Origin of the sequence: Bacillus sp. ChL18, assembly GCF_026241425.1 — a bacterium.
GTDB classification, from domain to species: Bacteria; Bacillota; Bacilli; order Bacillales; family Bacillaceae; genus Bacillus; species Bacillus velezensis.
Map to the genome: position 1 here is coordinate 1269383 of NZ_JAPHWE010000001.1, position 25537 is coordinate 1294919.

36 protein-coding genes and 4 pseudogenes are annotated in these 25537 nt (G+C 35.0%); all 40 read right to left on the reverse strand.

Annotated elements, in window-relative coordinates:
- Window positions 1–26: 26 nt before the first annotated feature.
- Entirely contained in the window at window positions 27–383 is a 357-nt protein-coding gene (locus OQ477_RS06110) for an aminoacyl-tRNA hydrolase (RefSeq protein ID WP_014470241.1), read from the reverse strand.
- On the reverse strand, window positions 370–618 hold the full coding sequence (locus OQ477_RS06115; RefSeq protein ID WP_095353299.1) for a hypothetical protein: 249 nt from the start codon (window positions 616–618) through the stop codon (window positions 370–372). Before OQ477_RS06115 ends, OQ477_RS06110 begins: the two co-directional genes overlap by 14 nt.
- Complete coding sequence (locus OQ477_RS06120) at window positions 611–853, reverse strand: thioredoxin domain-containing protein (protein ID WP_265971775.1); 243 nt, start codon at window positions 851–853, stop codon at window positions 611–613. Before OQ477_RS06120 ends, OQ477_RS06115 begins: the two co-directional genes overlap by 8 nt.
- Window positions 850–1839 carry a class 1b ribonucleoside-diphosphate reductase subunit beta gene (gene nrdF, locus OQ477_RS06125; protein WP_265971776.1) on the reverse strand — a complete coding sequence of 330 codons (990 nt, stop codon included), beginning with the start codon at window positions 1837–1839 and terminating at the stop codon, window positions 850–852. Before nrdF ends, OQ477_RS06120 begins: the two co-directional genes overlap by 4 nt.
- A gap of 230 nt (window positions 1840–2069) precedes the next feature.
- A pseudogene (locus OQ477_RS06130) lies at window positions 2070–3026 on the reverse strand (ribonucleotide-diphosphate reductase subunit alpha); the annotation flags it as partial.
- A 280-nt stretch (window positions 3027–3306) separates the two neighbouring features.
- Window positions 3307–3729: pseudogene (locus OQ477_RS06135) on the reverse strand (ribonucleotide-diphosphate reductase subunit alpha); the annotation flags it as partial.
- 253 nt (window positions 3730–3982) lie between these two features.
- Window positions 3983–4702 (reverse strand): annotated as a pseudogene (locus OQ477_RS06140) (ribonucleotide reductase N-terminal alpha domain-containing protein); the annotation flags it as partial.
- On the reverse strand, window positions 4665–5060 hold the full coding sequence (gene nrdI / locus OQ477_RS06145; RefSeq protein ID WP_265971777.1) for a class Ib ribonucleoside-diphosphate reductase assembly flavoprotein NrdI: 396 nt from the start codon (window positions 5058–5060) through the stop codon (window positions 4665–4667). The pseudogene OQ477_RS06140 and the gene nrdI, both read right to left, overlap by 38 nt.
- On the reverse strand, window positions 5057–5407 hold the full coding sequence (locus OQ477_RS06150; RefSeq protein ID WP_265971778.1) for a hypothetical protein: 351 nt from the start codon (window positions 5405–5407) through the stop codon (window positions 5057–5059). The genes nrdI and OQ477_RS06150 overlap by 4 nt, the downstream gene beginning before the upstream one ends.
- Window positions 5408–5425: 18 nt before the next feature.
- Window positions 5426–5575, reverse strand: coding sequence for a hypothetical protein (locus OQ477_RS06155; RefSeq protein WP_154019767.1), 150 nt, complete (start codon window positions 5573–5575; stop codon window positions 5426–5428).
- A 46-nt stretch (window positions 5576–5621) separates the two neighbouring features.
- The gene (locus OQ477_RS06160) at window positions 5622–5894 is read right to left on the reverse strand and encodes a hypothetical protein (RefSeq protein WP_142295831.1); all 273 of its coding nucleotides are present in this window, start codon (window positions 5892–5894) and stop codon (window positions 5622–5624) included.
- A gap of 13 nt (window positions 5895–5907) precedes the next feature.
- Window positions 5908–6207: a DUF1653 domain-containing protein gene (locus OQ477_RS06165; protein WP_094295852.1), complete on the reverse strand. Its 300-nt coding sequence runs from the start codon at window positions 6205–6207 to the stop codon at window positions 5908–5910.
- The gene (locus OQ477_RS06170; RefSeq protein WP_094295851.1) at window positions 6170–6379 is read right to left on the reverse strand and encodes a hypothetical protein; all 210 of its coding nucleotides are present in this window, start codon (window positions 6377–6379) and stop codon (window positions 6170–6172) included. The genes OQ477_RS06165 and OQ477_RS06170 overlap by 38 nt, the downstream gene beginning before the upstream one ends.
- Before the next feature lie 106 nt (window positions 6380–6485).
- Complete coding sequence (locus tag OQ477_RS06175) at window positions 6486–6995, reverse strand: hypothetical protein (protein WP_265971783.1); 510 nt, start codon at window positions 6993–6995, stop codon at window positions 6486–6488.
- Between the two features lie 84 nt (window positions 6996–7079).
- Entirely contained in the window at window positions 7080–7277 is a 198-nt protein-coding gene (locus OQ477_RS06180; RefSeq protein WP_182077814.1) for a hypothetical protein, read from the reverse strand.
- A gap of 18 nt (window positions 7278–7295) precedes the next feature.
- Window positions 7296–7643 carry a hypothetical protein gene (locus OQ477_RS06185; protein ID WP_265971785.1) on the reverse strand — a complete coding sequence of 116 codons (348 nt, stop codon included), beginning with the start codon at window positions 7641–7643 and terminating at the stop codon, window positions 7296–7298.
- Between the two features lie 14 nt (window positions 7644–7657).
- The gene (locus OQ477_RS06190; protein WP_416346526.1) at window positions 7658–8005 is read right to left on the reverse strand and encodes a hypothetical protein; all 348 of its coding nucleotides are present in this window, start codon (window positions 8003–8005) and stop codon (window positions 7658–7660) included.
- Window positions 8006–8077: 72 nt separating this feature from the next.
- Window positions 8078–8398, reverse strand: coding sequence for a hypothetical protein (locus OQ477_RS06195; protein WP_265971789.1), 321 nt, complete (start codon window positions 8396–8398; stop codon window positions 8078–8080).
- Window positions 8395–8520, reverse strand: a complete 126-nt coding sequence (locus OQ477_RS06200) for a hypothetical protein (RefSeq protein ID WP_265971791.1) — start codon at window positions 8518–8520, stop codon at window positions 8395–8397. The genes OQ477_RS06195 and OQ477_RS06200 overlap by 4 nt, the downstream gene beginning before the upstream one ends.
- A gap of 16 nt (window positions 8521–8536) precedes the next feature.
- Window positions 8537–8716, reverse strand: coding sequence for a hypothetical protein (locus OQ477_RS06205; protein WP_020954083.1), 180 nt, complete (start codon window positions 8714–8716; stop codon window positions 8537–8539).
- A 31-nt stretch (window positions 8717–8747) separates the two neighbouring features.
- A complete protein-coding gene (locus OQ477_RS06210) occupies window positions 8748–9221 on the reverse strand; it encodes a hypothetical protein (protein WP_122504002.1) in 474 nt (157 codons plus the stop codon).
- A gap of 94 nt (window positions 9222–9315) precedes the next feature.
- Window positions 9316–9867, reverse strand: coding sequence for a metallophosphoesterase (locus OQ477_RS06215; RefSeq protein WP_265971794.1), 552 nt, complete (start codon window positions 9865–9867; stop codon window positions 9316–9318).
- 794 nt (window positions 9868–10661) lie between these two features.
- On the reverse strand, window positions 10662–10880 hold the full coding sequence (locus OQ477_RS06220; RefSeq protein ID WP_323054500.1) for a hypothetical protein: 219 nt from the start codon (window positions 10878–10880) through the stop codon (window positions 10662–10664).
- 50 nt (window positions 10881–10930) lie between these two features.
- On the reverse strand, window positions 10931–11848 hold the full coding sequence (gene dcm / locus OQ477_RS06225; protein WP_265971796.1) for a DNA (cytosine-5-)-methyltransferase: 918 nt from the start codon (window positions 11846–11848) through the stop codon (window positions 10931–10933).
- A gap of 51 nt (window positions 11849–11899) precedes the next feature.
- Window positions 11900–13378 carry a nicotinate phosphoribosyltransferase gene (locus OQ477_RS06230; protein ID WP_265971798.1) on the reverse strand — a complete coding sequence of 493 codons (1479 nt, stop codon included), beginning with the start codon at window positions 13376–13378 and terminating at the stop codon, window positions 11900–11902.
- 46 nt (window positions 13379–13424) lie between these two features.
- Window positions 13425–14264, reverse strand: a pseudogene (locus tag OQ477_RS06235) (ribose-phosphate pyrophosphokinase); the annotation flags it as partial.
- A 38-nt stretch (window positions 14265–14302) separates the two neighbouring features.
- On the reverse strand, window positions 14303–14800 hold the full coding sequence (locus tag OQ477_RS06240) for an AAA family ATPase (RefSeq protein ID WP_265971799.1): 498 nt from the start codon (window positions 14798–14800) through the stop codon (window positions 14303–14305).
- A complete protein-coding gene (locus OQ477_RS06245) occupies window positions 14797–14955 on the reverse strand; it encodes a hypothetical protein (RefSeq protein ID WP_165882056.1) in 159 nt (52 codons plus the stop codon). The genes OQ477_RS06240 and OQ477_RS06245 overlap by 4 nt, the downstream gene beginning before the upstream one ends.
- Before the next feature lie 4 nt (window positions 14956–14959).
- The gene (locus OQ477_RS06250) at window positions 14960–15163 is read right to left on the reverse strand and encodes a YorP family protein (protein ID WP_045207838.1); all 204 of its coding nucleotides are present in this window, start codon (window positions 15161–15163) and stop codon (window positions 14960–14962) included.
- Window positions 15164–15174: 11 nt separating this feature from the next.
- On the reverse strand, window positions 15175–15900 hold the full coding sequence (locus tag OQ477_RS06255; RefSeq protein ID WP_265971800.1) for a 3D domain-containing protein: 726 nt from the start codon (window positions 15898–15900) through the stop codon (window positions 15175–15177).
- A complete protein-coding gene (locus OQ477_RS06260) occupies window positions 15897–17621 on the reverse strand; it encodes a DNA polymerase domain-containing protein (RefSeq protein WP_172406368.1) in 1725 nt (574 codons plus the stop codon). Before OQ477_RS06260 ends, OQ477_RS06255 begins: the two co-directional genes overlap by 4 nt.
- A gap of 6 nt (window positions 17622–17627) precedes the next feature.
- Complete coding sequence (locus OQ477_RS06265; RefSeq protein ID WP_094246807.1) at window positions 17628–18695, reverse strand: PD-(D/E)XK nuclease family protein; 1068 nt, start codon at window positions 18693–18695, stop codon at window positions 17628–17630.
- A 15-nt stretch (window positions 18696–18710) separates the two neighbouring features.
- A complete protein-coding gene (locus tag OQ477_RS06270; RefSeq protein WP_259429501.1) occupies window positions 18711–19727 on the reverse strand; it encodes a hypothetical protein in 1017 nt (338 codons plus the stop codon).
- 21 nt (window positions 19728–19748) lie between these two features.
- Window positions 19749–21230 carry a DnaB-like helicase C-terminal domain-containing protein gene (locus tag OQ477_RS06275; RefSeq protein WP_265971801.1) on the reverse strand — a complete coding sequence of 494 codons (1482 nt, stop codon included), beginning with the start codon at window positions 21228–21230 and terminating at the stop codon, window positions 19749–19751.
- Window positions 21227–21778, reverse strand: coding sequence for a hypothetical protein (locus OQ477_RS06280; protein WP_265971802.1), 552 nt, complete (start codon window positions 21776–21778; stop codon window positions 21227–21229). Before OQ477_RS06280 ends, OQ477_RS06275 begins: the two co-directional genes overlap by 4 nt.
- A 47-nt stretch (window positions 21779–21825) precedes the next feature.
- Window positions 21826–22941: an AAA family ATPase gene (locus tag OQ477_RS06285; protein WP_265971803.1), complete on the reverse strand. Its 1116-nt coding sequence runs from the start codon at window positions 22939–22941 to the stop codon at window positions 21826–21828.
- Between the two features lie 55 nt (window positions 22942–22996).
- A complete protein-coding gene (locus tag OQ477_RS06290) occupies window positions 22997–24238 on the reverse strand; it encodes a hypothetical protein (RefSeq protein ID WP_265971804.1) in 1242 nt (413 codons plus the stop codon).
- 19 nt (window positions 24239–24257) lie between these two features.
- Window positions 24258–24632, reverse strand: coding sequence for a hypothetical protein (locus OQ477_RS06295; RefSeq protein WP_265971805.1), 375 nt, complete (start codon window positions 24630–24632; stop codon window positions 24258–24260).
- A gap of 251 nt (window positions 24633–24883) precedes the next feature.
- Entirely contained in the window at window positions 24884–25051 is a 168-nt protein-coding gene (locus OQ477_RS06300) for a hypothetical protein (RefSeq protein ID WP_021493519.1), read from the reverse strand.
- Window positions 25052–25155: 104 nt separating this feature from the next.
- On the reverse strand, window positions 25156–25533 hold the full coding sequence (locus tag OQ477_RS06305; protein ID WP_265971806.1) for a hypothetical protein: 378 nt from the start codon (window positions 25531–25533) through the stop codon (window positions 25156–25158).
- Between the last annotated feature and the right edge of the window lie 4 nt (window positions 25534–25537).

Consider the following 25537-nt stretch of genomic DNA (forward strand, 5'->3'; position numbering starts at 1 on the left):
TTTAATTTATTTTGTCTAACAATATTTTAATTGTAGAGTTTAAGATTTCTCACCCATTCAGGAAGCTGTTCAGGTGTCTTAATGCCGTAGTTAATACAAGTCAGAGTATTAGGCTCAAGTTGTGTATAACCTTTATCTCTAATAACAGTATATCCTCCTGCATGTTCTAACTCTTCAAGTTTGTATTGGGGGCATTTTAAGATGATTTTCTTTTGTTCTTTCATATATTCATCTAGGCTTTTAATTTCTCTTCCTTCACTTAATGGCTTGACTGCTTTGTGATATACATAGCTCATTACTGCATGCCCAACCTGCCCAGCTAACTTCCCTTTGCTGATTTTGATATCCTCGTTAACTAAAATATACATTCTATAATCTCTCATATTTAACCTCATTTATTGATCCTTTCTGAACGATTTCCCACTGTTCCAAATTCAAACTCTTTACTGTATGAGGAGATACTTCATCACACCAGATGACTGGTGTACCAGTGTTGTCTGCATTATCTCCATAAACTGTGTAATTGCAATTGGTTTCAAAATGCCAATCACCTTTTAGGCACTTAAGTGTGTCACCAATCTTAATTAAAGACTTTTGCTCTTCTGTGATTTTAAACAACCTCCCTCACTAACTTATCAAGCTCATCAGGCTTAAAGCCAATGCTCCGCTTTACTTCTTCTCCTTGCTCATTAAGCAAGATAGTTACCGGTACACCCATTACCTCATATTGCGCTGCCACTTCTGGCTTCTGTGTTACATCAACTGTCTCATATTTGACTCCTGCATCATTTAAGTAATTGGACACCATTTTGCAGGGATTGCAATTTGGCTGCTCTAATTTAATTAATCTCATTGAATACATCCTTTCTCGGTAAAAATGAAATCTGAATCCTTTAATGGCTCCACCGTTGCTTTTTTGTACCCATTCCCTTTTTGGCTAAAGAAGTCATGCGACTTAGTTTTAGTACTCAATCCATTAATAACGATTGGGTTAACGTCTTCTTCCTCGAACAGATGATCAAAGCCCAAGTTGTCTAATGCTTTATTTGCGTTGTACCTGATAAATTTCTTTACATCTGGAGCTAAACCAACCTGATCATAAACATCTTCTGTATACTCCAATTCATTTTCATAAAGCTCCTGTAGAAAGCTTAAAGCCCATCCATACAATTCTTTTTGCTTCTGAAGAGTTTGTTTCTTATATATCTCCTGTGCTAACAATCCGACATAAACGCCATGTATCGCCTCGTCACGGATAATTAAATTTACAATTTCCCCGCTCTGCATGAGCTTCCCTTGTCCATAAAAGTAAAGCGGATAATAAAACCCTGAATAGAAAAGGAAACTCTCCAGAAACACAGACGCAACCATCGCTTTGAATAAGGAAATATCATCGTTTTTCTGAACTGCTTCATAAATCGAAACAATTGTTTTTGCTTTCTTTTGAAGAAATTTATTGTTTTTAACCCATTCGAAGACTTCATTGATCTTCTCGGTTGGAGCCAAAGTTAGAAAGATGTTGCTGTAAGATTTCGCATGGACAGCATTTTCCATCATGGCCATAAAGTTTAATACTGCTTTTCTTTGATGCCCTTCAACGTGCTCGGCTACAATCGGCATGCCTGTGTTCCCCTGCTCTGTGTCCAATAATGTAAGTCCAGCTAAAACTTTCATATAAGTGTCTTGTTCCTTTGTTCCAAGATACTTCCAAGTGAGAAGATCGCCGTTTAATGCGATCTCTTCCGGAAGCCAAAACTGCTTTACGTTTTGGTTGTAAAACATTTGGGTGAAATCATCTTCATGCTTTGACCAGTTTGCTGCGTCATAAATTTTTGTCAATTATTCGTCCTCCTTAACTTCTGGAACTCCAATAGCTACTGCAAGGTAATAACAATAAAAGAAGAAAACATTTCGATCTTTCTTAAAAAATATAGGAATCCGTCGTTTTCTTCCCTTCTCATACCAAACTGTTTCTCCTAACGCAAATACAAGTCGAAAGCATCCAAGGCTAATAAATAGATACCGAAAGACTTCACCGACTTCTGTGATGCGTTTGTCCGTATAGATATTTAAACAACGCATGACAAGCAACCCTCTTGAGTCGTATCCTTCGTTCGAGCATAATACAGCGTTTTAATACCTTTGTGATGCGCATATAAGTCAATCCGGTTTAAATCTCTTGTCGTCATCGTATCTTTCAGGAACAGCGTAAATGAAATCCCTTGATCGATGTGTTGCTGAATCGTTGCAATAAGATCAACTACCTTAAACATATCCATGTCGTATGCTTCCTTATAGAAGAACCAGTTCTGAGCCGATAAACCTGGCATTGGATAATATGTCTTACTGTTTCCGTATGTACGTTCCTCGATTCTCTCCATAATAGGCATTACACCGGCCGTAGATGATTGAACATATGAGATGCTACCGGTAGGTGCAACAGCTTGCCTATATGAGTGATACAGACCGTATTTCATAACATCCTCTTTAAGCTTCATCCAATCTTCAATGTTAGGAATATGTTGATCTCCAAACAGGTTTTTAACCTTTTGATATTTAGGGCTATAATCATTTGTCACGTACTTATCAAAATACTCACCTGATTTGTAGGTCGATCCATCAAACTTGTAGTACGTCTCCCCTGTTTCTTTTGCAATTTCCATTGAACGCTGCAGGGAGTAGAAGTTAACCATCATAAAGTATGTATTTGCAAAGTCTTTAGCTTCTTCACTTTCATAAGAGATTTTATTTTGAGCCAGAAAACCATGTAGGTTCATCTGCCCTAGACCAATTGATCGCATTAGTGTATTTGCTCTCGCAACAGCTGGGGCATTTACAATGTTTGTTTTCCTTGTAACAGTTGTCAGTGAGTCAATTGCTATTCTGACTGTTGAAGCAATTGATTGGTTACTCATTACGTTTACAATGTTCATGGATCCAAGATTGCATGAGATATCTAATCCAATTTCATCTTCCTTATCGTAATCTGCATAAACTGACACTTGTGATGCTTGGAGTACCTCTGACTTTAATATTCAACGAAAGGCGCAACACTCTCGTCCGTTCTCTTATGAACTGCTTACGATCACTCGTAAGAATAGACTATATCATCGACCCATAAGGCCGCCCGCCGTTTCCATCACCATATGCTTGTGATGTACTCTACTCCCTTACGCGTATGCGTGGTTTCGATAGTCGTTCGGCATTTCCGCAAGGTGCGGTTTAGCACGGTATTGTCTAATGAATAGAGTTTCACCGTTTAGACGGGTTTGCTACGATCATTGCTGATCGAAGGTGCTACAGTTAACACAAATTAGAAAACTTCACTTTTGAAATATGTTCATTTGGATGCACTTTATTTACATTGTCAGCAAACATGATATAAGGATAGCCAGATTCACTTCTTAGAATGGCCAATTGCTCCAACAGCTTTCGAGCATTCCCTTTTGCTTTTCTAACCCTAGGGTTTTCAACAAGCTCATCATACATTTTATTAATGTCCATTTCATCAAGATACTGCCCATATTCTTTGTAAACTGAATGAGGATAGAACATGTAAAAATCCTTATCTTCTCTTGCCAATTCAATGAATTTATCAGGAAGAACTACACCAATAGACAGTGTTTTAACTCGGACATCTTCATCTGCTGAAATTTTTTTGACATCTAAGAAATCGATAATATCTGGGTGAAAAACACTGAGATAAGCCGCTCCTGAACCTTGTCTTTGCAGACCATTCAGACGTGTTCGCTAAGCACGCCCCGCCATACGGCTGCTTCATGTTGCCATGAAGGTTAGACTATATCTTCATCCTTTTAGGATGCCTCCCGTTTCGACTGCCAATAGCTTGCAGCCTACGCCTTTCGGCTAGTCGTTGCACGTTCAAGACTTTAGTCTAGCTTCGCTCATGATTGTCCTTGTAGGAGTTCCCATGAATTAAAGAGGTTTTCGATCGCCATTTCTGACGAAAGGGGCCAAATCAACCCATCTGATCGGCATATCTAAAAGCATTGTCCAATAGCTTCATGACGCCTACAACACCTTTAGTTGCATTCTCTACGTCTTTAATCGCTTCACCCTTGGCTCGTAATTTGTTTAGATTAAGCGCTACGCCACCACCCACTTTAGACAATTGCATTGAAATATCAATCGCCCGTGAAATATCATTCAAACTGTCTCCCACTTCAAGTAGGAAGCAGCTCACCATTTCTCCTCTTCGCTTACGACCTGCATTAAGGAAAGTAGGTGTTGCTGGCTGATACTCTTGCTTCATCATCGCGTGTACTTCCTCAATAGCCTTTTCATAATCACCTTCAGCACAATACAGAGCTACAATTGAGACGCGATCCTCATATCTCTCCAGAATTTTTGTTTTGTCGTTTGTCTTCAATGCATAGTCATTGTAGAACTTAAAGGCACTCATGAAAGATGGGAATCTGAATTTGTAACTGTAAGCAATTTTAAAAATCGATTTAATCTGCTCAAATGTGTATTCGCTTAAGAATTCTTCTTCGTAATAATCATTTTTAATCAGATAATCCAGTTTCTCTTTTAAGTCATGGAAAAAGACTGTGTTTTGATTAATGTTATCAACAAAGTAACTGTGTACGGCCTCCTTATCCTTCTCAAATTGAAACTTACCGTCTTTCTGAATCATGATCTCATTATTGAGCTTGATCCACTTTGGTATTGTGTTTGTCAATAAGTTGTACCTCCCGATTAATCTTCTGCAAATCTAGTTTTGTTCCACTTAGTTCAAATTTTAATAACAATGGTACGTGGAACATTGCTGAAAGTTTGTCCCCAGCTAGACCATAGTTATCACCCCAAACCTTGTTACCACTCACAGCAACTCCTTTTATTTCATTTTTATTCTTAATAATAAAATTCAAAGTCCTTTCAGGTATTTCCCCAAAGCCTATCGTATATGTAATATGTATGAATTCTTCTTCCACAATTAAATCATCTGTAATTTCAATGATGTCGAAGTTTAACTCCCTTTGCAGTGCTTGAGCAAATCTTTTCACGTTTCCTGTCTTACTTTCATATGTAATAATCAATATTCTTTATATTCCCCATTAACCAAGCTGTTCGTTGTTGTTTCTGCTTCATTTTCAGCATGATGGAATGCTTCAGACATTTCTAAATTGATCTCAGCCATCTCAGCATAGCCTTTGGACATTTGAGCTTCATAGTCTGATAGCTCTGTCATCGGTACTGGAATGTAGTTATCCTTCTGCTCTTGCGTGATAACCATTTGATCTCCTTCAAGATTGGTCGCAATCAGTTCGCCTTTTAAAGCAGTGTATGAACCACCATTTTTCATATGTACTTGCGTATTTTCTTTTGCTTCATCCAAGGTTACAAAGTGACTGCGCTTAACGTATAACTGTTTAGCAGCTCCCATTCCACAACTCCCTTTTCTTTATTTTTTGTTTTTATCTTTTTCATGTCTTACATCTAACTCATTCATATCATTGAGAATATGGTCAATAACAACATCACTAAACTTACCGAATGCCTTATATCCAATTAATTTGCTTCTTAGATCTCTCCACTTTCTTGCTGCACTCATTTTGCATCCCCTTCCTATGAAACTGTGATTTTATAGAGTTATTCTCTTACAATAAATGTCCATCCATTACAACTATGCCTTCTTCTCTGCCTTTTAAATTGTTTGTAATCTCATCTTTAAAGAAGAATCCTTGTTCAAATCCAGTTCTATGAATGTAGGCTTTTACTGCATGATCTAATGAAACTTCATACATTTCTTTGCTAAGATTCTCTTCGTCATCATCAGCAACTTCTTCTGTATACAGCTTCATTGCATCTTCCTTTGTATTTGCCTTGATTAATGCGTAATATGGATCGCTTACCTCAAAGAATTTCATCATATTTCGTCAACTCCTAATCTATTTTTGTAAATCTCATAATCTCTTCGCCATCAATAACCACTTTCCCAAAGAACATGTCTTTAGGTCTTGCCCAAAGTAATCCGTCCTGGTCTTCATATGTAACCAGCTTTTCTTCTGTTTCAGTGTGAATGACCTCTCCAATAACCTTATAAAGACCGCCTTTATAATGTCTAAACCGACAACCGACTACATCGTATGTATCCTTCAAAGCATTCAACAACTTCTGTGCATCTTGAGCACTTTTTGAACTGCTGTCATATTTGCTGAGATGTAAAACCGCTTCCAAATTCATTTTGTTCATCCTTCCCGGTTCCTCGAAGTGTATTAATTCTATTCACCATTTCTCTAAGCTCTTCAAGCTTCACTTTTGCATTTTCATATTCCCACTCTGGATAATACAAAGATTCCAGCTCCAAAATTCTTCTCTTGAGTAGATTGAGAACTTCTGATAATGCTTTATCCATTCCAATTTCCTCAGCAGTTGTATTTGAATTTATCAGAGCTTCTCGAATACGTTGAGACTTCCTTTGACTTATACTAATGTCTAATCAACTCCTTAAAATCATCCTTTTATTTACTTACAGAAGCCTCTTTATAATAGTCTTCATAGTCAGTTAAAAATATTCTTAGCAAATCATCTGCAGTAACGTTAGTATCAGGTTGCCCCAGTTCTTCCCTGTAAGAAACAATAAACTCAGCAAAGTAATACAAGGCCATTTTTTTAGACTCCTCAGTGGGCTCCGAAATTGCGGCATGTTCTTTCCATTTAATAAACTTTCTGACTGTTTCATCTGGAGCATAAAGGAATACTTTAAAGTAAAGGTTGTTTAATTCTTGTTCTCGAGGCATTTTCTTTTCTTTCAGTATATCCAGAAAAATTTTCCAAAGTTTTTCGATCTGTTCAGACTTCTTTAGGGCAGACTGATTTTCATAAATTTTTAGTTTCTCTAAATTCGTATTGATTTCAGTTTGCATTTTTTGAAGTTTAGCATTAGATGCTCTATTAATTAACGCACCTGATACAGTACCAACAATTCCTCCAACAGCACTTAATTGTAGTAAATTGTAAAGCCAATCCATTTAAATTCCACCTTTTCAATTTATTGTTTTATTCTATTTTACACTCCCTTTATTTTCAGATAAAATAAAACTTTTATTTAGACTTCAATCAACTGATTCGTATCTAACCTTTGGATAGGTTGTTTTCATATAAACTTTTTTCATGCACAATGGGCATTGAAACGGATATTTCGGTGGGTTTGATGTGAGCATCATATTTGAAAACACAAGCTCTGGAGCTTCTTCGCATTCATCACAATGTAACGTCTCTCTAAAAACTTTAACTTGCTGCGATTTAATCATATTCAGATTCCTCCTTCGTTAAATAAACAATGTACTGACATACAGAACAATCAATGCAAAAGCTGAATGAAGTAAAGACTTACCGGCTTTCTTGAAAATGTTCTCATCTTTTTCCTGATCTGACCGTTTTACACCTTTGACAAATACGTTGAGTAAAACACCAATCACAAATGCATGAGGTAAAGTGATATGGACATTTTGAATGTTGTATGTATCAATAAGCAATGGGTTTAACACATGATTCAATCCATAATAGACAACTAGTGACATAGTCAATGCTTCAACAAAAATGAGTAACCCAACTACAATCAGAGAACCTGATCCGATAAAGAAACCGTTCCGAATATCTTTTGTATCCTTATTCAATAAATATCTCTCCTTTAGTCTTTTTTAGTCAGCCTCTTCCACCATGAAGTTTTACGTTTTTCTTCTTCCTCTTTAAAGCGTTTATATTCTTGTTTAAGTTGCTGATTAAATTCCTCTATTTTTTCTTGTTTTTGAATTGCTTTTTCAAGGCTCTCTTTATCTTCAATTGTTTTAATTACCTTGTCAGTCTGATATGTCCATTCATTTTTTGTGTTGCGCTGCCTGTCTGTCACAACTACGTATTCGTTAAACCCTGGGATATACACTTTCCCTTCGACTTCAATTGGGTCTAAGTCGATGACACCTTCAAAAAATGTCTGATATTCACATTGCTGCTCAATTGGGACAAGTGCATCACACAGACCTAATGTCCAACTTTTCTTAATTACCTTCCCTTCAAATGTTGCTTTATGTCGTCCCACTTATTCACCTCCTTAAATGTAACTTCCTAATGTGTAATCTGAGATAATTCCCTCTTCAATTAAGTAAGACATAATTTCTTGGACTTTATCATGTATGATATGTGGAAATTCAAGTTTTTCTCTTGTATGAACATTCATGTAATACTGATAATCATATGGTTGCAAACATCTTTCATTTAAAATGTCAATTTCACCTTTGAGACTGTTTTTATGTATTGTTAAATTAAAAGTAATGTTAGGCTGAATTGTCTTTACGAGGTACCATTTTGATTTCACATGATCAGTAAAACCCATATCCCTCATTTGTTTCTCTTCAAGTAAGTGAAATCTCATTTTTCTCCCTCATTGATGATTTTCTTTAAGGCCTTTAAAAGCATGTTTAGTGATTTTTTGTCACCCATTTCATCCCGATTGACCTCAATAAAGTGAACTGCTGAAGTTAATTTATCCTGCATTTTAGTTACCCCCTTCTCACATTTCATTAAATGCCGTTATTGCCACCAATAGTTGTTTGGCCTCAACTTCTGCCATTTGATCTCCAATTTGCACTTTTACCCATGTATCTGGATAATCAATACTCTTAGTTGCCAGGAGTTTCAGAGTTTTTCTGTTTACTCCTCTTAATGTGAATTCGGATGTAATGTCTCTCATGGTTTTCTCCTTTCTTTATAAAAATTGAATTTTAATCTAAATGCTCCATTACAATTTTCAGATAATCTTTGAAGTCGATAGGTGTAGCTTCTTCACCTTCTACACGTTTCTCATCTCTTACGCCAAAAAACCATCTATCACCCAGCCACTGACTTGCAGTTATATTATTTCTTCCTAATACATCATGGCCTTTGAAAGGATTTGCCCCTTCTATTTTCTCTATCATAGACCCTATCTCTGTGAAATACTTAGAACGTTTTTTAAAAGCATAGAAGCCGTCTTTTACTGGGTTTTTCACCACCTCATCTTTAAAGAGATCATATGCTTTTGTTCCAGCACGAACCCCGAAATACTCAGAATGATAAAACGAAAAACCTTCCTTAATTCCATATGTTTCTTCGAATTTATCAAAGAATTTGTTAATGTCTTCTCTTCGTTTCTTTTCAGCCTTATACCAATCGCTTTCTTGCTTAATCTCGTAAATTGGTGCATCTAATGTTTCCATGATTCAATTCTCCTTTACCTTATTCCCCTAAAGACTTTGTTCCAATTTGTCGTTTACTGCGCTTGCCCGGGAAATTATTAATATTCCCTTCTGACTATTTCCTCCAATAAGTATTCCTGCACGCATCCCATCGCTTACTACTTATCCAATCAATCGTTACGGGTTTGAAATCTGTATTCTCAACACTTATGCACACATGACTTAAATTTTCTAAGCCAGTTTTCTTGCTGTGCGTATGCCCATGTACATTGCAACAAAGTTGAAATTCCTTAATCAATCTGTTCATATTCACCTGAGAAATTGGTTCATGAGTAAGGATGTAATCCTCATAGAGATACATCCTATGTGGATCAAAACCAAGTCTTCTAAACTTTGTATCTGAAATTCCTTTGTCATGATTTCCTCTAATAAGTATGTTTCTGGTTTTCTTTAACCGACTCACTATGTACTCAATTCTTTTTGAATTACAGAAGAACATATCCCCTAGCCAAAATACTGTATCCCCTTCATTTACAGTGTTATTAAAGTTCTCAATGATAACACTGTCCATGTGTTCTGTATCTGTGAACGGTCGTTTATCGCCTTCATATTTAATGATGTTTTTATGTCCAAAGTGTGGATCACTGATAAACCAATTAGTTGCCATTAAATTGTCTCCTCTCTAAACACTTTTTCTTGACGTATATCTCGATAAAAGGAATATTTTATTTTTACTCTTAAAGTAGCTGCAAGTAATCCAATGTCTTTTCTAATTTCATGTCTTTACACTTCACAATGCATTCTTTCTTGATTGCTTCTCCGCATTCTTTGTGCACCGGGAATTCCCTGTATTCTTTGTTGTCGGATATCCTTATGTAATAAACGATGTCGCCAATGTGATCCTTGCATTTAACACACTCCAATGCATCACCTCGATTCTTATATTTCTAATATACTCGCATTCTCTCGAACAATCAACAACTATTTTATTTTTATTCTTAAAAAGTTTCTTTTAAATTTCTTAGTTTTACTGTTGCAGCCAAAATATCCGAATCACATCTTTTCCATATACGATTATCCTCTGACCTTAAATTGTTCTCTAAATAAACCCAAAGCTTATCCAATATTTCCTCAATCTCATCAACGTCATTATTAATGATATCCCTGGCAATATCCCTAATTACCCGAAACCTCCTCTACGAGAATATGATTATAGCTTTCCCGTTGTCATTCTTTATGTACGGCGAATGTTTTCTCTGAAGGTAATTTGTCCCCCTACCTTCCCCAATGCTCACGTTATAAACGATCTTTACTTTATGTATGTCTAATGCCTTTCGTTTAGCCTCTTCTACAGATGTTGCTTCAATTACTAAAGACGCGTTTTCGCCTTCATGATCTTTACATCTAACATAGTACCTTTTCAATAAACATCCCTTTATCCTTTCTTTTTATCCTGTTGTATTAATCCTCTGCTAGATAAGACTTGAAGAACTCATCTAGGTTTGCAGCAATCGCTCCAGCAACTTCTGCGCAATGAGCATGACTCTTTTCTTGAGATTTTAAAAACTCAACTGCAGACTTAGCAATGGCTTTTATTTTCCCCTCGTCTAATTTGCCGCTTCTTACTTCATCTTTAATTTTTTCGGCTTCCTCTTTTAAGCTTTCTGGATAGTTCACCAAAGACTTCACCTCTTATATTTTATTTTTACTCTTTAAAAGACAAATTTTATTTAAATTGCCGCTTCTGTTTGCACTCCCTTTGACGTTGAAAAATCAGCATAGCTTAAAATATGAGCTATTACATCAACTGTCCATCCGTCCCCAAGCATGTTGTATCTATGACTGTCTGCAACACCTTTTGTATAACCTTCAGGTACCGTTTGCAGTCTCTCGTATTCCAGAGGAGTAAGCTTTCTAACTCTATCATTATGTATAACTTTCTTTTGCTTATGACCACCTCTACAGGCTGTTAAGGTTGGTGCTTTAAAATGAGGACTGTATACCCTTTTTAAAATATCATAGTTGTATAAATCGAGCCTTGCAGCTACTCGCTTATGCAACCCATAAAAATCATAATTAAGATTGTAATAATATTTTTCATCAACGTTTTCCTCAAGAATATCTGCTAAGACCTGGTGCCTTTCATTGGGTTGTTTAACGTTTGGAATGTTAGTCCAGTAATATCTTTTTCTTTCCTGTGCAGAAAGTAGTCCACTGTCTATCATTATTGGTTCAACGCCTAAGTTCTTAGTAATCGTTTCTTTATCCTTCTCTTTCATACTCTCAACATTTTCATATAAAAAATACTTGGGCTCAACTGTCTTTAACGCCCTCACATACTCAAAGAACAATTTTGATTTATCTCCTGCCAATCCTGTAAAATGCTCTTCTCGATCAGCTACAGTTATAGTGAGGTTCTGACATGGACTTCCGCCTAGCAAAAGATCAATTTTATTTAATCTTTTTAATTTACGTTCATCTAATTCTAAAATATCACCTAGTTGAACTGTGGATGGATAGTTCCTTTGTGTTACTGCGATACTCGATTTTTCGATTTCACTCGCATAATATACATAATCAGTAATGCCAATTTTATTTAGGGCAATTTGTCCGCAGCTCATTCCGTCAAATAAACTTAGTACTTTCACTGAATCACTCCATATAATTTATTTTTATTCTAAATAAAATTGATCTTTTAATTAGTTGTTGATTCTTTTTCTAATATCTTGTAGAGATTGATCTCTCACTAGCTTACCGTCGATAAATACGTCCTCCATTTGATCTTGATTTTTAAATTCAGAGTTATAAGCTTGGATTGTTAACCCGTCAATGAGAGTAAGTTCATCGTTTTCATTGATAACTGCAACTCTCCCCCGCTGACTTCGTTTTGTCCCGTCATCAGTCTTTGGATTCTTAAACAACATTCTTTCTGCCCCGTCAACAATGGCATGAGTAGCCTTTACGGCAAAACCAAATGTATCTCTAGTGTTGTATTGGTACGTATAGCTGCCAATTCCAAACACAACATTTGTACTTGCAAAGCCCTTGGATTCCAACCCTTCCACAATTCGCTCACAACGATCTAACGTAATTGAGTCTCCGTATATTGCTCCAATGTGCGAATCTAAGAGTTTGTAACCTTTCCTGGTCACAGTCCCTCCAAATATATCCCATAGACATTCGATTAATCCCTTACGTTCAAGTTCTGTTTCTCCATTAGGATCACCAATCAAAATTAAAACTGGGTCTCCACTATCAGGGCGAATTACAACTTTCCCCTCTCGACTCATTACCTCTTTTTTTAGTTTAGGGAGATATTCTCCAATTACTTTCCAAAAATCCCAGGTGTCAGATACCACACTAAAGAATCCGCTTGGATATACGCTGGTCATAAGATGTTTGAATAAATCAAACTCATTTTTATCTCCATAGGAGCACATGACTGAATGCTCAGTTGCACTTATTGATGAGCCCACTAGCTCTTTCTCTACATTTGCATCATAATATTCTTCTAAATATGTAATAGCAGGAATAGTGTCTGTGCCATTAAAGCTTAGTAAATGACCTGCTCCACTTGTTTGGGAGGATTCTAAAGAAGACATTCCACGCATTGAAAAATCATGTCCCTGAAATCCTACAGCTTCCGTATCTCCCACTGTTTGCAAAGCATACTTCTCTAATATCTTTCTATACTGATATGCAATAGTTGCAGAAGTCATAGGTTGCCAAGTCTCTGTTGAGAGGATTGTCTCCAAATAATTTGTTAGCCAAAAGAACCTTTTATCTGTGTTTTCAATTGTTAAAACTGGAACTCTCATGGGTACCCGAGAACCTTCTTTAAGTGCTCTAATCTTAATTGGCAAGTAGCCTAAATCATGTAGTTCTTCAATATGATTTGTATCAGGACTTTCTTTCCCCAGTGCATTTTTAACAATTCTCATATACTCATTTACAATTTCCTGTTTAGACCTTCTGAAGAAATGGTTATTAAAGTACTCAATCAGATATTTTTTCACAAACCCCTGAACACCAAAAACAATAATTTTATCAGCTCTCGGAAAAAATTTATTACTACGTGGAGTTAGAGTTGAATACACACTTTCTGTTTTCTCAGGGTATTGTTCACGATGGCTCAATTTATAAAAGTCAGCTAATAATGTTGCAGGTGTTTTTTTCATCGAATCAATCCTCTCTATCGTGTTATTAGGTTTGGTTTTTATTTGTTCAAATATTGTATACTTTTAGCTTTGACTCATATTTTTTATTTTCCCAATTGTTTTGTTCGGTTAAGATGCTATCTGTAGTGAAGACAGTGTCAATGTGATTAAATAGTTCGCCTTTGAAGATCGTATTCTCTGCATGAGCTACTAATAAGTACACATTAGAAAAACCATGTTCACGTAATTTCTTTGAGCTATGGACAAAAGTACCGCCTTTGGATGAAAGGTCATCTACAATTATTACTTGGCGTCCAATCGCTCCTCTGATGTCCCCAACAAGCTCCAGCCCTTTTATTTCGCCTGTTTCAAAATCTCTATGCTTGTGTCCCACAAGGACATTTTTAGCTTTCATCCTACTGTATCTTTTACTTGCACCCGCATCAGGAAACATCAAATAATCTTTGTTCTCATTAAAGCCCACAATTCTTTTCACTAAATTAATCAAATTAAAATTAATGAAATTTGGTTGCACTCTATTTAAAAGTGCAGTCGTTACATCAGAATGTGGTTCGTATACTTCGATCTCTGAAAATCCTAATTCATTAATAAACTGGGCAACGTATTTCAGAGTAAATGGTGAACCGTTCTCACTCCTATCCATTCTGCTGTACGGCATATATGAAATACTCAAACTGGTAGTTTTAATTTTTAGTTGGTCTAAATATCTTTTAACAAACATCAGTTTTATCAAGTCAGTATTATTTTCAAATTTAAAACCTACATTAGTAGCTGAATCCGAATTCGCCAGGACATCAATGCTTTTGTGATTTAAGTTTAATTCTCCATTTGGGAACTCTGTAAATTCAACTTTCTTTCCATTCACTGCAATCATCTTCATTAATCCCCTTTCTAAGGCATTGTTTTATAGCCGTTTGTCTTGAGTTATCCAATCAAATGCATAATGCCTTCAGCAATTTTTTCACTAGACCACTGCTCTGTATCCCATGAATATGTATGTAACCCTATATCGCTCATTACTTCTCTGTATAACTCTAAAACCGGTTCAATATCCCAATCATTTATGTATTCATCACCACGTTTTTGTAAACGCAGCTTAATTACTTTCGGATCAGCATGTAAGTAGATCACCTTTGCTTTATCTCTAATCTTCTTCTCAATCGCTCTTTGCTGCTCTTCCGTTAAGATTGAGTAATCCTTGAACTTTCTCGCATAAACCAAATTTGAATATATGTATCGATCAATAATTACATTGTCCTCTTCGGCCAGCTTGTTGAAGTGTTCGAACAGCTTCTTATTTCCGCTCTTGGCCAATTCAAAGCTGGATCCTTTTATTACCGGGTATCCGAGTTCTTTGCTTAGCTTTTCTGCTACTGTTGATTTGTAGCAACAGTCAGTGCCTTCTAAAATTATCATCGTCATTTATCTTCCACCCTTCTTACATTGCTGAAGCCAAGCACTCTATATGAGCCGTCTGGATACTCAACTTCTAATTGCTCATGTCCTTTATCAACTTGTGCAACAACACCAATCTCTCCTGTGAAACCAGCAATCACCTTCTCTCCCTTTTTAAACATACAATTAACCTCCTTTAGCTGGATTTAATTCATGCTCCTTGAAGAATGTAATATCACCTGTTTCATCACTGACCGCGTAATCATATGTCGCAGAGTGAAGCAACTCAATAATTTTCCCCTCCCGTCCCACATGATGAGGACAAGCGTTCTTTGCATTCTCATTTATGATGACTCTTAACCCTTCTGGATAAGACCAAAACTTCGGCAATTTACCGCCTCCTAACTAATAATCGAGATTGTCCCACTTTGTTTACCAAAATTAATTGCGTCACGCTCGGTTGCTACGAGCAAGTCCACTTTATTTCCAACTATTGCGCCTCCAGTGTCAATTGCAATTGCTTTAAATGTATTTCCACCAATTCTTACTTCAACAATTGAATTCAAAGGAATAACACTTGGATCGGTTGCAATAACACGATACCCTTTGTAATAGATTGATTGAGTAACATCAACACCTGTTCTTGTGGTTCCTGTGCATCCTTCTTGGCAGTGGGCAATATAAGCACTCAGCTTAACCTGGATGGTTTTCTTTGCTGCCGGCGTCTTGTTTTCTTTTCTGTATTTATATATTTTATTTTTATTCTTAAAAAGTTTATGCTTTACCGTCTCACCTCCCTTCCTGTGCCTTTTCTTACTTTGCTTAGGTTTAATGAGTTTTGCTGAGATAATCTTCTCTGTATGCCTTTTTAATTGTTGTTCTTTGTTCGTTTGAGCTTTTTTAAATAGCCGTAAGACAATATTCTCACTTGATGGGATCCTAATCTGTCTAGGCTTCTTATAAAATGATTCTTTTATTGAGTTTTCATTTCCCTCTGTTTTATGTATATGCTGCTCATAACTTATGTAAGAAAAAGTGGTTAAGGGAATTAAAATCATCATACCATAAACAGACTTGAAAATGTGTGTTATAATTTTATTTTTACTCTTAATTGCGATGCATATCACTTCTCCTTCTTTGTTTTCTTTCTATTCGATATTCCTAAATAATCATTTATTCGTTTTTTGGCTATCTCTATGTAATATTCCTTATCAAGATAATCAGGAACTTTTAAATCAATAACGTTATCATTATTTATAAAGCAGCGCGGTGGAGTATTTCCGATTTTTTCAATTCGTTCTTCTGTTTTAACCTTGAAAACACCTTGAGCATCTTCATCATTAGAAGCAAAAACTCTTAAAACTTTTTCAGGTAGCCTTTCTTCTCCATAGAGAGCGTACATATATTTGTTTGAAACCTTTGATATCTTTTGAAATTCTCTTAACTGATCACATTCATTGATGGTTTTTTCAACTGGAATGTCTTTTGTAAAATACTCAATCATGGCTTTATTAACAATTGGTAAGTCATAATCCAGGTTGTTTAGTTTTTTAACATAAGCACCTTTAGATTTATACTTCTGGTCTTTATCAATGATTATATAGTTGTTTACATCCTTCTGATAAATCTTCTCATAAACATCCCACTCTAAATCTAATCGTGTTCTGGTTTCCCACTCCTTTGCCACTTCCTTAATTAAATCAATATCAGATTCCTTTTCAACTTTCATAAACAACCCATCAGTATTTGACTGAATCAGTTTACAATACGGTTCAATTTTCTCGATCAAATCTAATAACAGCAGCTGTCCGGCTAAACATACGTTATTGGCCATTAACGGGTCGTAAAGTGGATTATACTGATCTTTCATTGCTCCATACGTTGAGTTTAGGACGATCTTGTAGGGAGCCTGCTTAGGATCTTTTTTCCGTTTAAGTTCTAACCGTGTATCTCTGATTTCAGTATATTTTAAAGGGTTTTTCACGTTACGACTGATGTAATCATATTCAATCATGATTGAAGGATATAGAGATGCAACATCACAACATAAAATTATCCCTTCATCTTTATACTTTGGTAATGCGCCATGTAAGCCTCCCCAGGCAAAAATATGAGGTACACCTGCAACATCAACCTTTAAATTTTTTTTATAATCTAGATTTTCAGGATTTCTATACCAATCAACAATGTGTTTGTATTTTTCAATTTTTAATGTATTAGGAAATCTAAGTTCAAACTCATCTCCCCTGTTTCCTTGCTTTTCAGCCCCCAAGATAAATGCAGATAATTGGGCTTTTGTCTTTGTAAACATAGACATTTCTAAATCAAAGGCTTCAATTAGAGCCAATTGACTTTCGAATTCCTCTTTTTTATTATCAAACACTTCAATTGTTTGTTTCACATCGTGAATACAGTACTCAACAACTTCCTTAATTTCTTTTTCTGTCAAAGCCCTGGAGATATCAAATGGTACTGATGACTCCTTAATCCTTGAACCCATAAAGCCTTCTAGCTGCTTTAAGCTGTGGAAACCAGTTGTTATGTCAAAGTTATTCAGTGGGATCTTATAACCTTCTCTAACAACATTAAATCCCTTTACATTATCATTAATAATTCTTGAACTAATATAATAAGGATTCATTCCTAACAGGATTCCCTTTAAAATGTATTGGTCGTACATTCTAGAGTTGTAACCAATCCAAATATCATCTTTAAACATCTTATAGAATCGCTTCAGTTCATCAACATCATCTACAATAACCTTACCCTTTTTAGTATCATAATCGATCAGCACAACCATCCAGTTATTTTTAAAAACTTCAAAGTCATAGAATATCTTCCTCATCATTACCCCCTAAGAAAATAGGTTATCAAACAAATCGGTCTTATCCTTTTTCTTAAATTTATTTGATGATTTATTTAAAAAATCCTTATAAAACTTGCATGTTTTTCGGTGACCACATAAGACACTGCAATAAAAGGAATTGTATTTATCTATTTTCACTGGTTCCCATTGGGTTTCATCTTCACGGTCTTTATTTTCAATCTTTTTAACAGTACCAGTAATATAATCTTTCAGTTCATTAATTTTCTCTTCAGTAACTTCGTATTCAACTAAACAATCTTCAAGCCAATACTTATTTTTAATCTCGGCAGGTAAGCAGTCAATGCTATTTTCTTTTACTGCGTTATCTAACAATAGGTCAATTTCGAAATCATCATACTCCAAAGTGCGCATCTCTTTTTCTAGTTGCATTCGTATTTCCTTTACCCACTTACCTCTGTTACACATTTTCTTTTTCACTTTGGTTTTTCCTTGGGTACATACATAAACGTATTTCACCATGAACCATAGTATTTTATCTACTTTTAAGTCAGTTGTTTGCTCCAATGCAAGCTTGTACATCAATAGCTGTCTTCCTGCTTCATTTAATTTCTTGCCGGCAAACTTACTTGATGTCTTCCAGTCATAAATACTAACGTATGGTTTTCCTTTTTCACTGGGAAGGATTGCATCTACATATCCTTGAAGATAAATCCCATCTGATATTTCAAATACAAGCAGCTTCTCTAAAACCATTTTGCTGTCAATTTTATTAAAATTGTTTAGGAAATGACCAATGTCTGCTTTCCAGCTGTCTCCGATTGAGTCACTCGGAAAGTTGACTCCATTCAGCTCTAATTCAATTAATCTATTTTCAAATCCCTTTTTAAATTCTCCAATGTCTAATTCATTTTTATAAATCTGTTCAATTCCGTTATGTAATTCAGAACCCATAAGGGTGTAAATATTATCTATGCCTTTCTTTTTCAAAACGTATGTATTGTAGTATTCATATTCACAGTTATTAAAGGTTCCAAGCTTTGAAAAGGAATAAATGTTTTTCCCTTGTTGTCTCAATTCATTTAATTTTTCTTTCAATCAATCATCTCCTTTTCATATCCAAACTGTACAGTCTCTAATTAGACGGTGTAGAGTGCTTTTATCAAGGTCTGCTGGTGCCATTTTTGATCCCTTAGGCAGATACTTGTTTTCACGATCAAATATGTACCCAACTTCATTTTCAAAGAAATTTTCAAACTTTAGGCTGTTGGCAATTTCTACGCTATGTTCTTCACCTAATCCTTCATCCATCATGACTAAAGACTTTTTCGGAAACATTGATTTTATGTGATTTGCTTGAATTTCACTTAAAAAGCTACCTCCTAAAGAAACTCCAACATTCAATCCCTTACTTGCTAAGGCCATTGAATGTTTTTCGGATTCCCCGATCATAACAATGCTCTTTTCTCTAATTGAACTGTAATTTTCAACAAACCCGTATAGCGTTTTGGACTTAGGAAATGAAATAATAGGTAGCCATTTTGTTTCCTCATCATTAACTTCCTTCTTATTAAGACGCCCCATTACACCACACAATTCACCACTAAGAGATTTCCATGGAACCGTTATTCTTCCGGAAACACTATCGTAACCAACCTGGAACAAAGATTGAGTTAAAGGTAATATTCCATCCTCATAAAACAACTTATTTGGAACAGATACAAATTGATCTAAAATGTCTTCGGAATACGTTTCTAGATCCAAATCCATTGGATTACTTAGCTTTCTTATCTTCTTATAAAAACCTCCGAATGGTAACTCAGGTGGTTTATATTCTTCTTCACTTTTATAATCAACTATTTCAGATATCCTTTTGATTGTTTTGGGAAAAGATAAACCCAATTTATTTTGAACAAGTGTTATCAAGTCACCTTTTAAGTTGGTTGAAAAACAGGTTGCACCTAAAGTGGTTTTATTTACTTTTACTGATGTCGGATTTCTTCCTTTTTTTCTTGCACATCTGTACTCATTTCCGCGTTCATCAACGTTGTAAAACCCCGTCTTTTCTAAAATAAGTACTATGTATTCTGGCTTTTCAATAATGTGATTCTTAAGATCATATACGTCCATGATTTCACCGTCCCTTGGTAATCATGTCCGCTCTGTAGTTCTCTGATGTTTAGGAGTACAATAACCGAGCTCAATCCATTTATTCCATGCACCGTCAAATTGATATAGCAACACTGTATCGCCTTCGTCATTCCGTGTCTTATTCAAAAAGAATAATCTATACTTCTTATTTGGGTCTAGCTGAATTTCTTCTTTAATGTTTGTAAATTTTCCCGACGAGTCTTTTTTGAATCTATAGGGTTTAACATCGAATTTTCCTCCTGGGAATTCATCCTCCCATAAAGGTCTTGTTAGAACTAACTCGGAAACAATCTCCTTAACCGCTTTGGCATTTGATAAACATGATGCTGTTAGATATCTTGTATTCTCCATATAAATGGCTAATTGCATTGTAATGATGATACAAATATCCTCTTTTTCCGCAACTTGCAATAACTGTTTTGAGGCTTCAATTAGCTCACCTGTTACATTGGTTGAAGCAGCATCTTCAGCTTTAAATGTATCGTAAAGCATATAACCGAAGCCTTGTTTTGCCATTCTTCTCATTATTCTCTTTACATCATTAATGCTGTAATCATATATCTTGGCAAATTTGATACGCCCCTTGTAATGCTTCTCATAATATTCAATTGCCTTATGTAACATTTCCTTTTGCTCATGCTTTAGGTTGCCCATTTTTTGTTTCTTTCTTGGTAAACCATAATAACCAAGTTTATGACTTAAAATTGTTGCCATAAAAATATGTTGCCAAGCCCTTTTATTCATTTCATTGGCGATAATTGTTACCTTTTCACCCTGATCTAAAATTGACATGATATAAGAAGAAACACAAAAACTTGTTTTCCCTGTCCCACTAAATCCAGCAAAAATTTGAACATTAGATTTATGAAGTCCAAGCGTGTGATAATTCAATAATGGACATGCAGCTGAATAGCTTAATCCCATTTCTTCCCCGTTTTCAATTGATTCGACAAACTCTTCATTCAAATCAAGATCCTCAATTTTCACTCCTGAACCGCGACCTAGAAAAACATTATCTAATTGAAATTCAAAGTAACTGTACAATTGTTGACTCGTCATCTTCTTGAATTTATCAAGCTCGTTCGAAACATTGAATCCCTTATCATGAAGCTTTAGTATCATGTTAAATTTAATTAGTTCATCATAGTATGTCTCAACGTTTTCATCGTTTAGTACGTGCTTAAGTTCATCAATGGTTTTCATTCCACCTCGCCGAATAAAACCATTTTTTAATGTTTCTTTACCTTCTATGTAGCTGAAAACACTCGCATCATCAAAGCTCTTATAATTCATGTTGCTCAGTTCTAAACCTAGAGAGTAATAAAATTTCCCGTCTTCTGTTAGAAAATCTCTATCCGCTCTCACGTGGTCTTTATAATCCTCATACAAATCAGGGTTTTTCCATAAACAAAATATAAAGCTTCCTTCAATTTGTCCCCTGTTTTCAACTAATTCCTTTGGATAAGAATCTAAGTTGTTCAATACTCGTCCTCCCCATCCAGAAACTCTGTTATATTTTTTGGTGAATTGTTTTGTTTTAAAGATGTGGATTCAACGATATTAGTTTGATTTACAATTGCAATATCAAGATTATGATTTTTTTCAATCATTCTCTGATTTTGTTCATGCATCCATTCCTTATAAACATCATTGATGTTACTTTCAACAATCTTAAAAATATAGCTAATCATCCCATACTCGTTGTAAAACTCTTTATTAGTTAACCAATATTGAATTGTTTGTTGGTTCTTCTCAAAGCAAATTTGTATCACTTCATAATCATAAAATCTTTTTAGTTCAGCTATCTTTTTTAGAAAAATTGGAGGAATGACTTGACCCTCTCTATAATTCAAGACATCTTTCGCTATGTAGTTTAAGAGGTTTTTTCGTTTCACCTTATCATTGATATAGGTTTCATATTCATCCTTAGTACAGTAGTATTTATTTTTCCCCTTATCATCAGAAACCCTGAAAAAAGTATCAACAGTTCCATTAGCTTTACATATTTGACATACACATCTTCTGGCCAAGAATACCCTCTCCTATTGATAAGGGGGAGACTCTCCCCCTCTTTTCCTTAGTTAGATAATGCTTCGACTATCTTTTCGAATGCTGTAGTTGGTACAATGTCTACTCCTTTAAAATCTTTCATATTAAATTGATCCATAATTTTCTTCATTTCACCCTTAGCTTCGTCAGTTGCATTAGGGAATAGTGTCTTAATCTCTTCTGCCAACCTCTCATTCTCTTCTTTATCAATAAAAGATGCGTTGTTAACTTCGTTGTGAATTTGAATTTCTTTAATTTGCTCTTGTTCTTTTCTTTCTTCTTCAATGTTATTTGTGTTATTTTTTTGTTTATCAAAAGCCACATGGATAGCTTGTTCAATTGCTTTAATAAATTCATTCGGATCTAAAGGAATTGATGGTGTAATATCTGAGAATCTTGACTTTGAATCAATATTAAAGTTGTCATCTCTAAAAGTGATGATTCTTGATTCATCAACAACTGTTCCCACTGTTTTGTCAGGCCCAATTTTTTGTTTAACTGTTTTCTTTTCAATCGACCGATTAATAGATGCTACTCCTAAAACGTGCAACTTGGTTTTAATCGCATTGAAGTATTTATGTGTCATATTGGTTGTCAGCATGTCGTATTCCAAACCCGTAACTACGTCTGTCATTGTTCTTTTCTTCGTATGACCTAAAATAAACATGCTAATACCGACCTTTTTAAGTTTCCACATCTTTTCAAGAATTAACTCAATTACCTTGTCCTCTCCTGCCTGGAAACCACCGAATGCTGCTTTAATGGTATTCACTCTTTTTTCAGGATTTGCTTTATTGTGTAGTCTAATAACTTCTGGTTCTGTAATTTTAATCAGCTCATCAAATGTGTCATATACTAAAACCTTTAAATCATCATAATCTGTTGTTCTGTTTTTAATAATATCTTTAGTAATTTCATCAAAGGTTGTCCAATCAGGAACATCTTCATAAGAGGCATTGGGGATGGCATCAATACCATCCTCTTTACCAATATTCAAAATTATATACCCGTCTTCTCCGACTAATTTTTCACAAACTTCTTTAGCTAGAGTTGTTTTACCGATCCCCGATTCACCAATAATTCCAGTGTTATAATCGAGAGGATTAACTTTAATTTTATTCTTTTTACCAAATTTTCTTGCCATATGGATAAACATCTCCTTATTGTTTTTAAATAAATGTCAGTTAGGTCTTTTCAAATCAAGCAAATAAATCATCAAATGCATTATCTTTTTCTTCTTCAGTCACTTTAGGTTCTTCTTTTTCTACGGGTGGTGTAGAATTTTGTATCAGTTGTGGAATATATGTAAGATCTTCAATTTCATATGTAGAGGTTGCAGCACCTTCTGTAAAATCATTGGAATCATTAATCTTTTTTAAAATAGGTTTTAAAAGTCTATTTTCTTCACGATTTTCGCCCAATAGCCCTCCTTTAGGTTTAAAGTCATCCAGTGTGTTTAAACCTAATGCAATCATTTCCTTTTGACTTTCCGTGAGTTCCTCTTCGGTAAACTCAATCTCATCAGCACCCCTGAAAATATTCACAACCCATTGAAGGTGATATACTTCATCATTTTCAACTTTAAAGAAGTTTTTCAAGAGATTTAATCGTTTCATATGTAATTCATTTTCAAAGTCCAATTTTTGTGCATTAATGACTAATTGCTGAGGAAAAAATCGATCTTTTTTTGCCTGATTATCATAGCTAAGCACATATGCATCAACAAAGTACCTTTTTTCTTCTTCAAATGACGATTCATCTAAAGATTCACTTGTGAAAAATACATCCATTGTGGCTCTTAGTTGAGATGGTGTATCACTACTTACAATTTCAATGGTTTTGATTTTGAACTTTCTAAAATTCCGTCCATTCCATGAATTGTATTCAATATTACCTGTAATTTTAAATTTATTGTCTTTATGCTTTTCGAGGTTTTGGGACAAGTATTGAATAGCATCATATTCATGAATGAATTCTGCGCCGTTTACGTTTAATTGTTTATATTCTCCCTTGAGGGTAGATAAAGTTTTATTTTCTTCTTCAGTAAGAGAGCCTTTCATTTCCAACCCTCTAATTTTAAATTTCAATTCATTTAATTTGGCTTTTGTTGACTCATCGTTTAAGTTAATTAGGATCTTAGAAAAATCAGCAACCATGTTTACTGTTTCTTCTTTCAACCGATCTTCCCATGGAATTTCGAGTCTTGATCCTTTTTCATTTTCTGTACCCTTGCTGAATGAAAACACTTTATTTTGTTTACTTTTTGAGTAACCACCTTCAATCTCAACAAAAACACTATTTGTTTTTGACTCTTGAACTGCGAAGCTTAATCTTTCCTTAACCCATCCGCTGTCATATTCCTTAATTTCATGGAATTTCTCTTTATTGTTTGAAATAAATAGGTTACCGATAAATTCAAATGTATTATAAAGTTTGCTCAATATAACGCCTCCGTTAATGTTATATTTTATTTTTACTCTTAAAATACCTATAATGAGACTTGCTACTAAACTTACAATCCTTAATACCAAGTAGCTTATTTAATTCTATGTATCTCTTTTTTGGAAAGTCCCAAGGTTCAGGATCACCTTTTACATTTTCAATCCTTATTACTGTTCCATGCCGAATTGTGATCTTTAAGTTTCCGTATGAATATGTTTTAGAAAAAAGACCTCTTTTAATTCCTCTTGGTTTAAATTCCTTTACTAACATCACATTCCTAGTTAATTTTCTTCTTGCTTGGTCTTCGTCAATGTCGCAATTCCTTTTTACATCATTTTTGTAGGTATGTAAGGCTTCGGCAGATACTTTCAGTATCTTTAATTCCTTCTTCATCTCTTTCCTCCTTTCTCTCTTTGGGATAACTTAATCTTACATCATCAAAACGCAACGGTCAATAACTATTTTATTTTTATCCTAAAAAAACAGTTCTTTCTTGTGATGAGTGTCTTTATCAATTGCAGTGCCGGCTGCTTCTGCAGATTGATCTTCTTGTTTCCACACCCCAATAGCGCGTGTAATTTTATAAAATGATATTGAGAGTTAAGAAGCGCCCAAGCAAAGGCGCTTCTGTATAACAAACTATTCTATACCTGAAATTCAGCTACGTATCTCTTATCTGATCCTTCATTACCATAATCAGAAACTTTTGCGGAGTCTGTTGAGAAACTTTCATCTGGGTACTCACGGATCATTTTTCTACATAGGTTGGACAGAGCTTCTTGCTTCGTTTTGCCATATTCAAATACCAACACATTAAACACCTCCTTACATTATTATGAGTGATCCTTTTCCTGCTAATCCTTAATTGTACCCACTTTACGACATAACAAATCAAAACAAGTGAAAATTCATAAAATTAAACAACTTCACTCCACGACCACATGTTCATTGTTTGTAGCGTAAAACCGTCAGGAAGCTTTTTCATTTTTATATTCACGTTATATCTCTTCCCAGTGGTCTTATGAATTACAGCAAGTTCTTCACCATCATAGAACCGCACAATTGCTTCATTAAATTCAATTGACTGATCAACCACGTAACCTTCTTTGAGCGCTTTGATATACAAATAAGGGTCTGTCTTATAAAGCTCGTATAGTCTATTACCAAAGTCCTCATGTTTATCTCTTAGCAGTTCAAAATTAATTAAAGATATGTACAATTTTTCAGATATATTCAGCTTGTTCTTGAAATACCGGATTGCTTCATCTTGTTCTTTACTTAAAATATTGGACATTTAC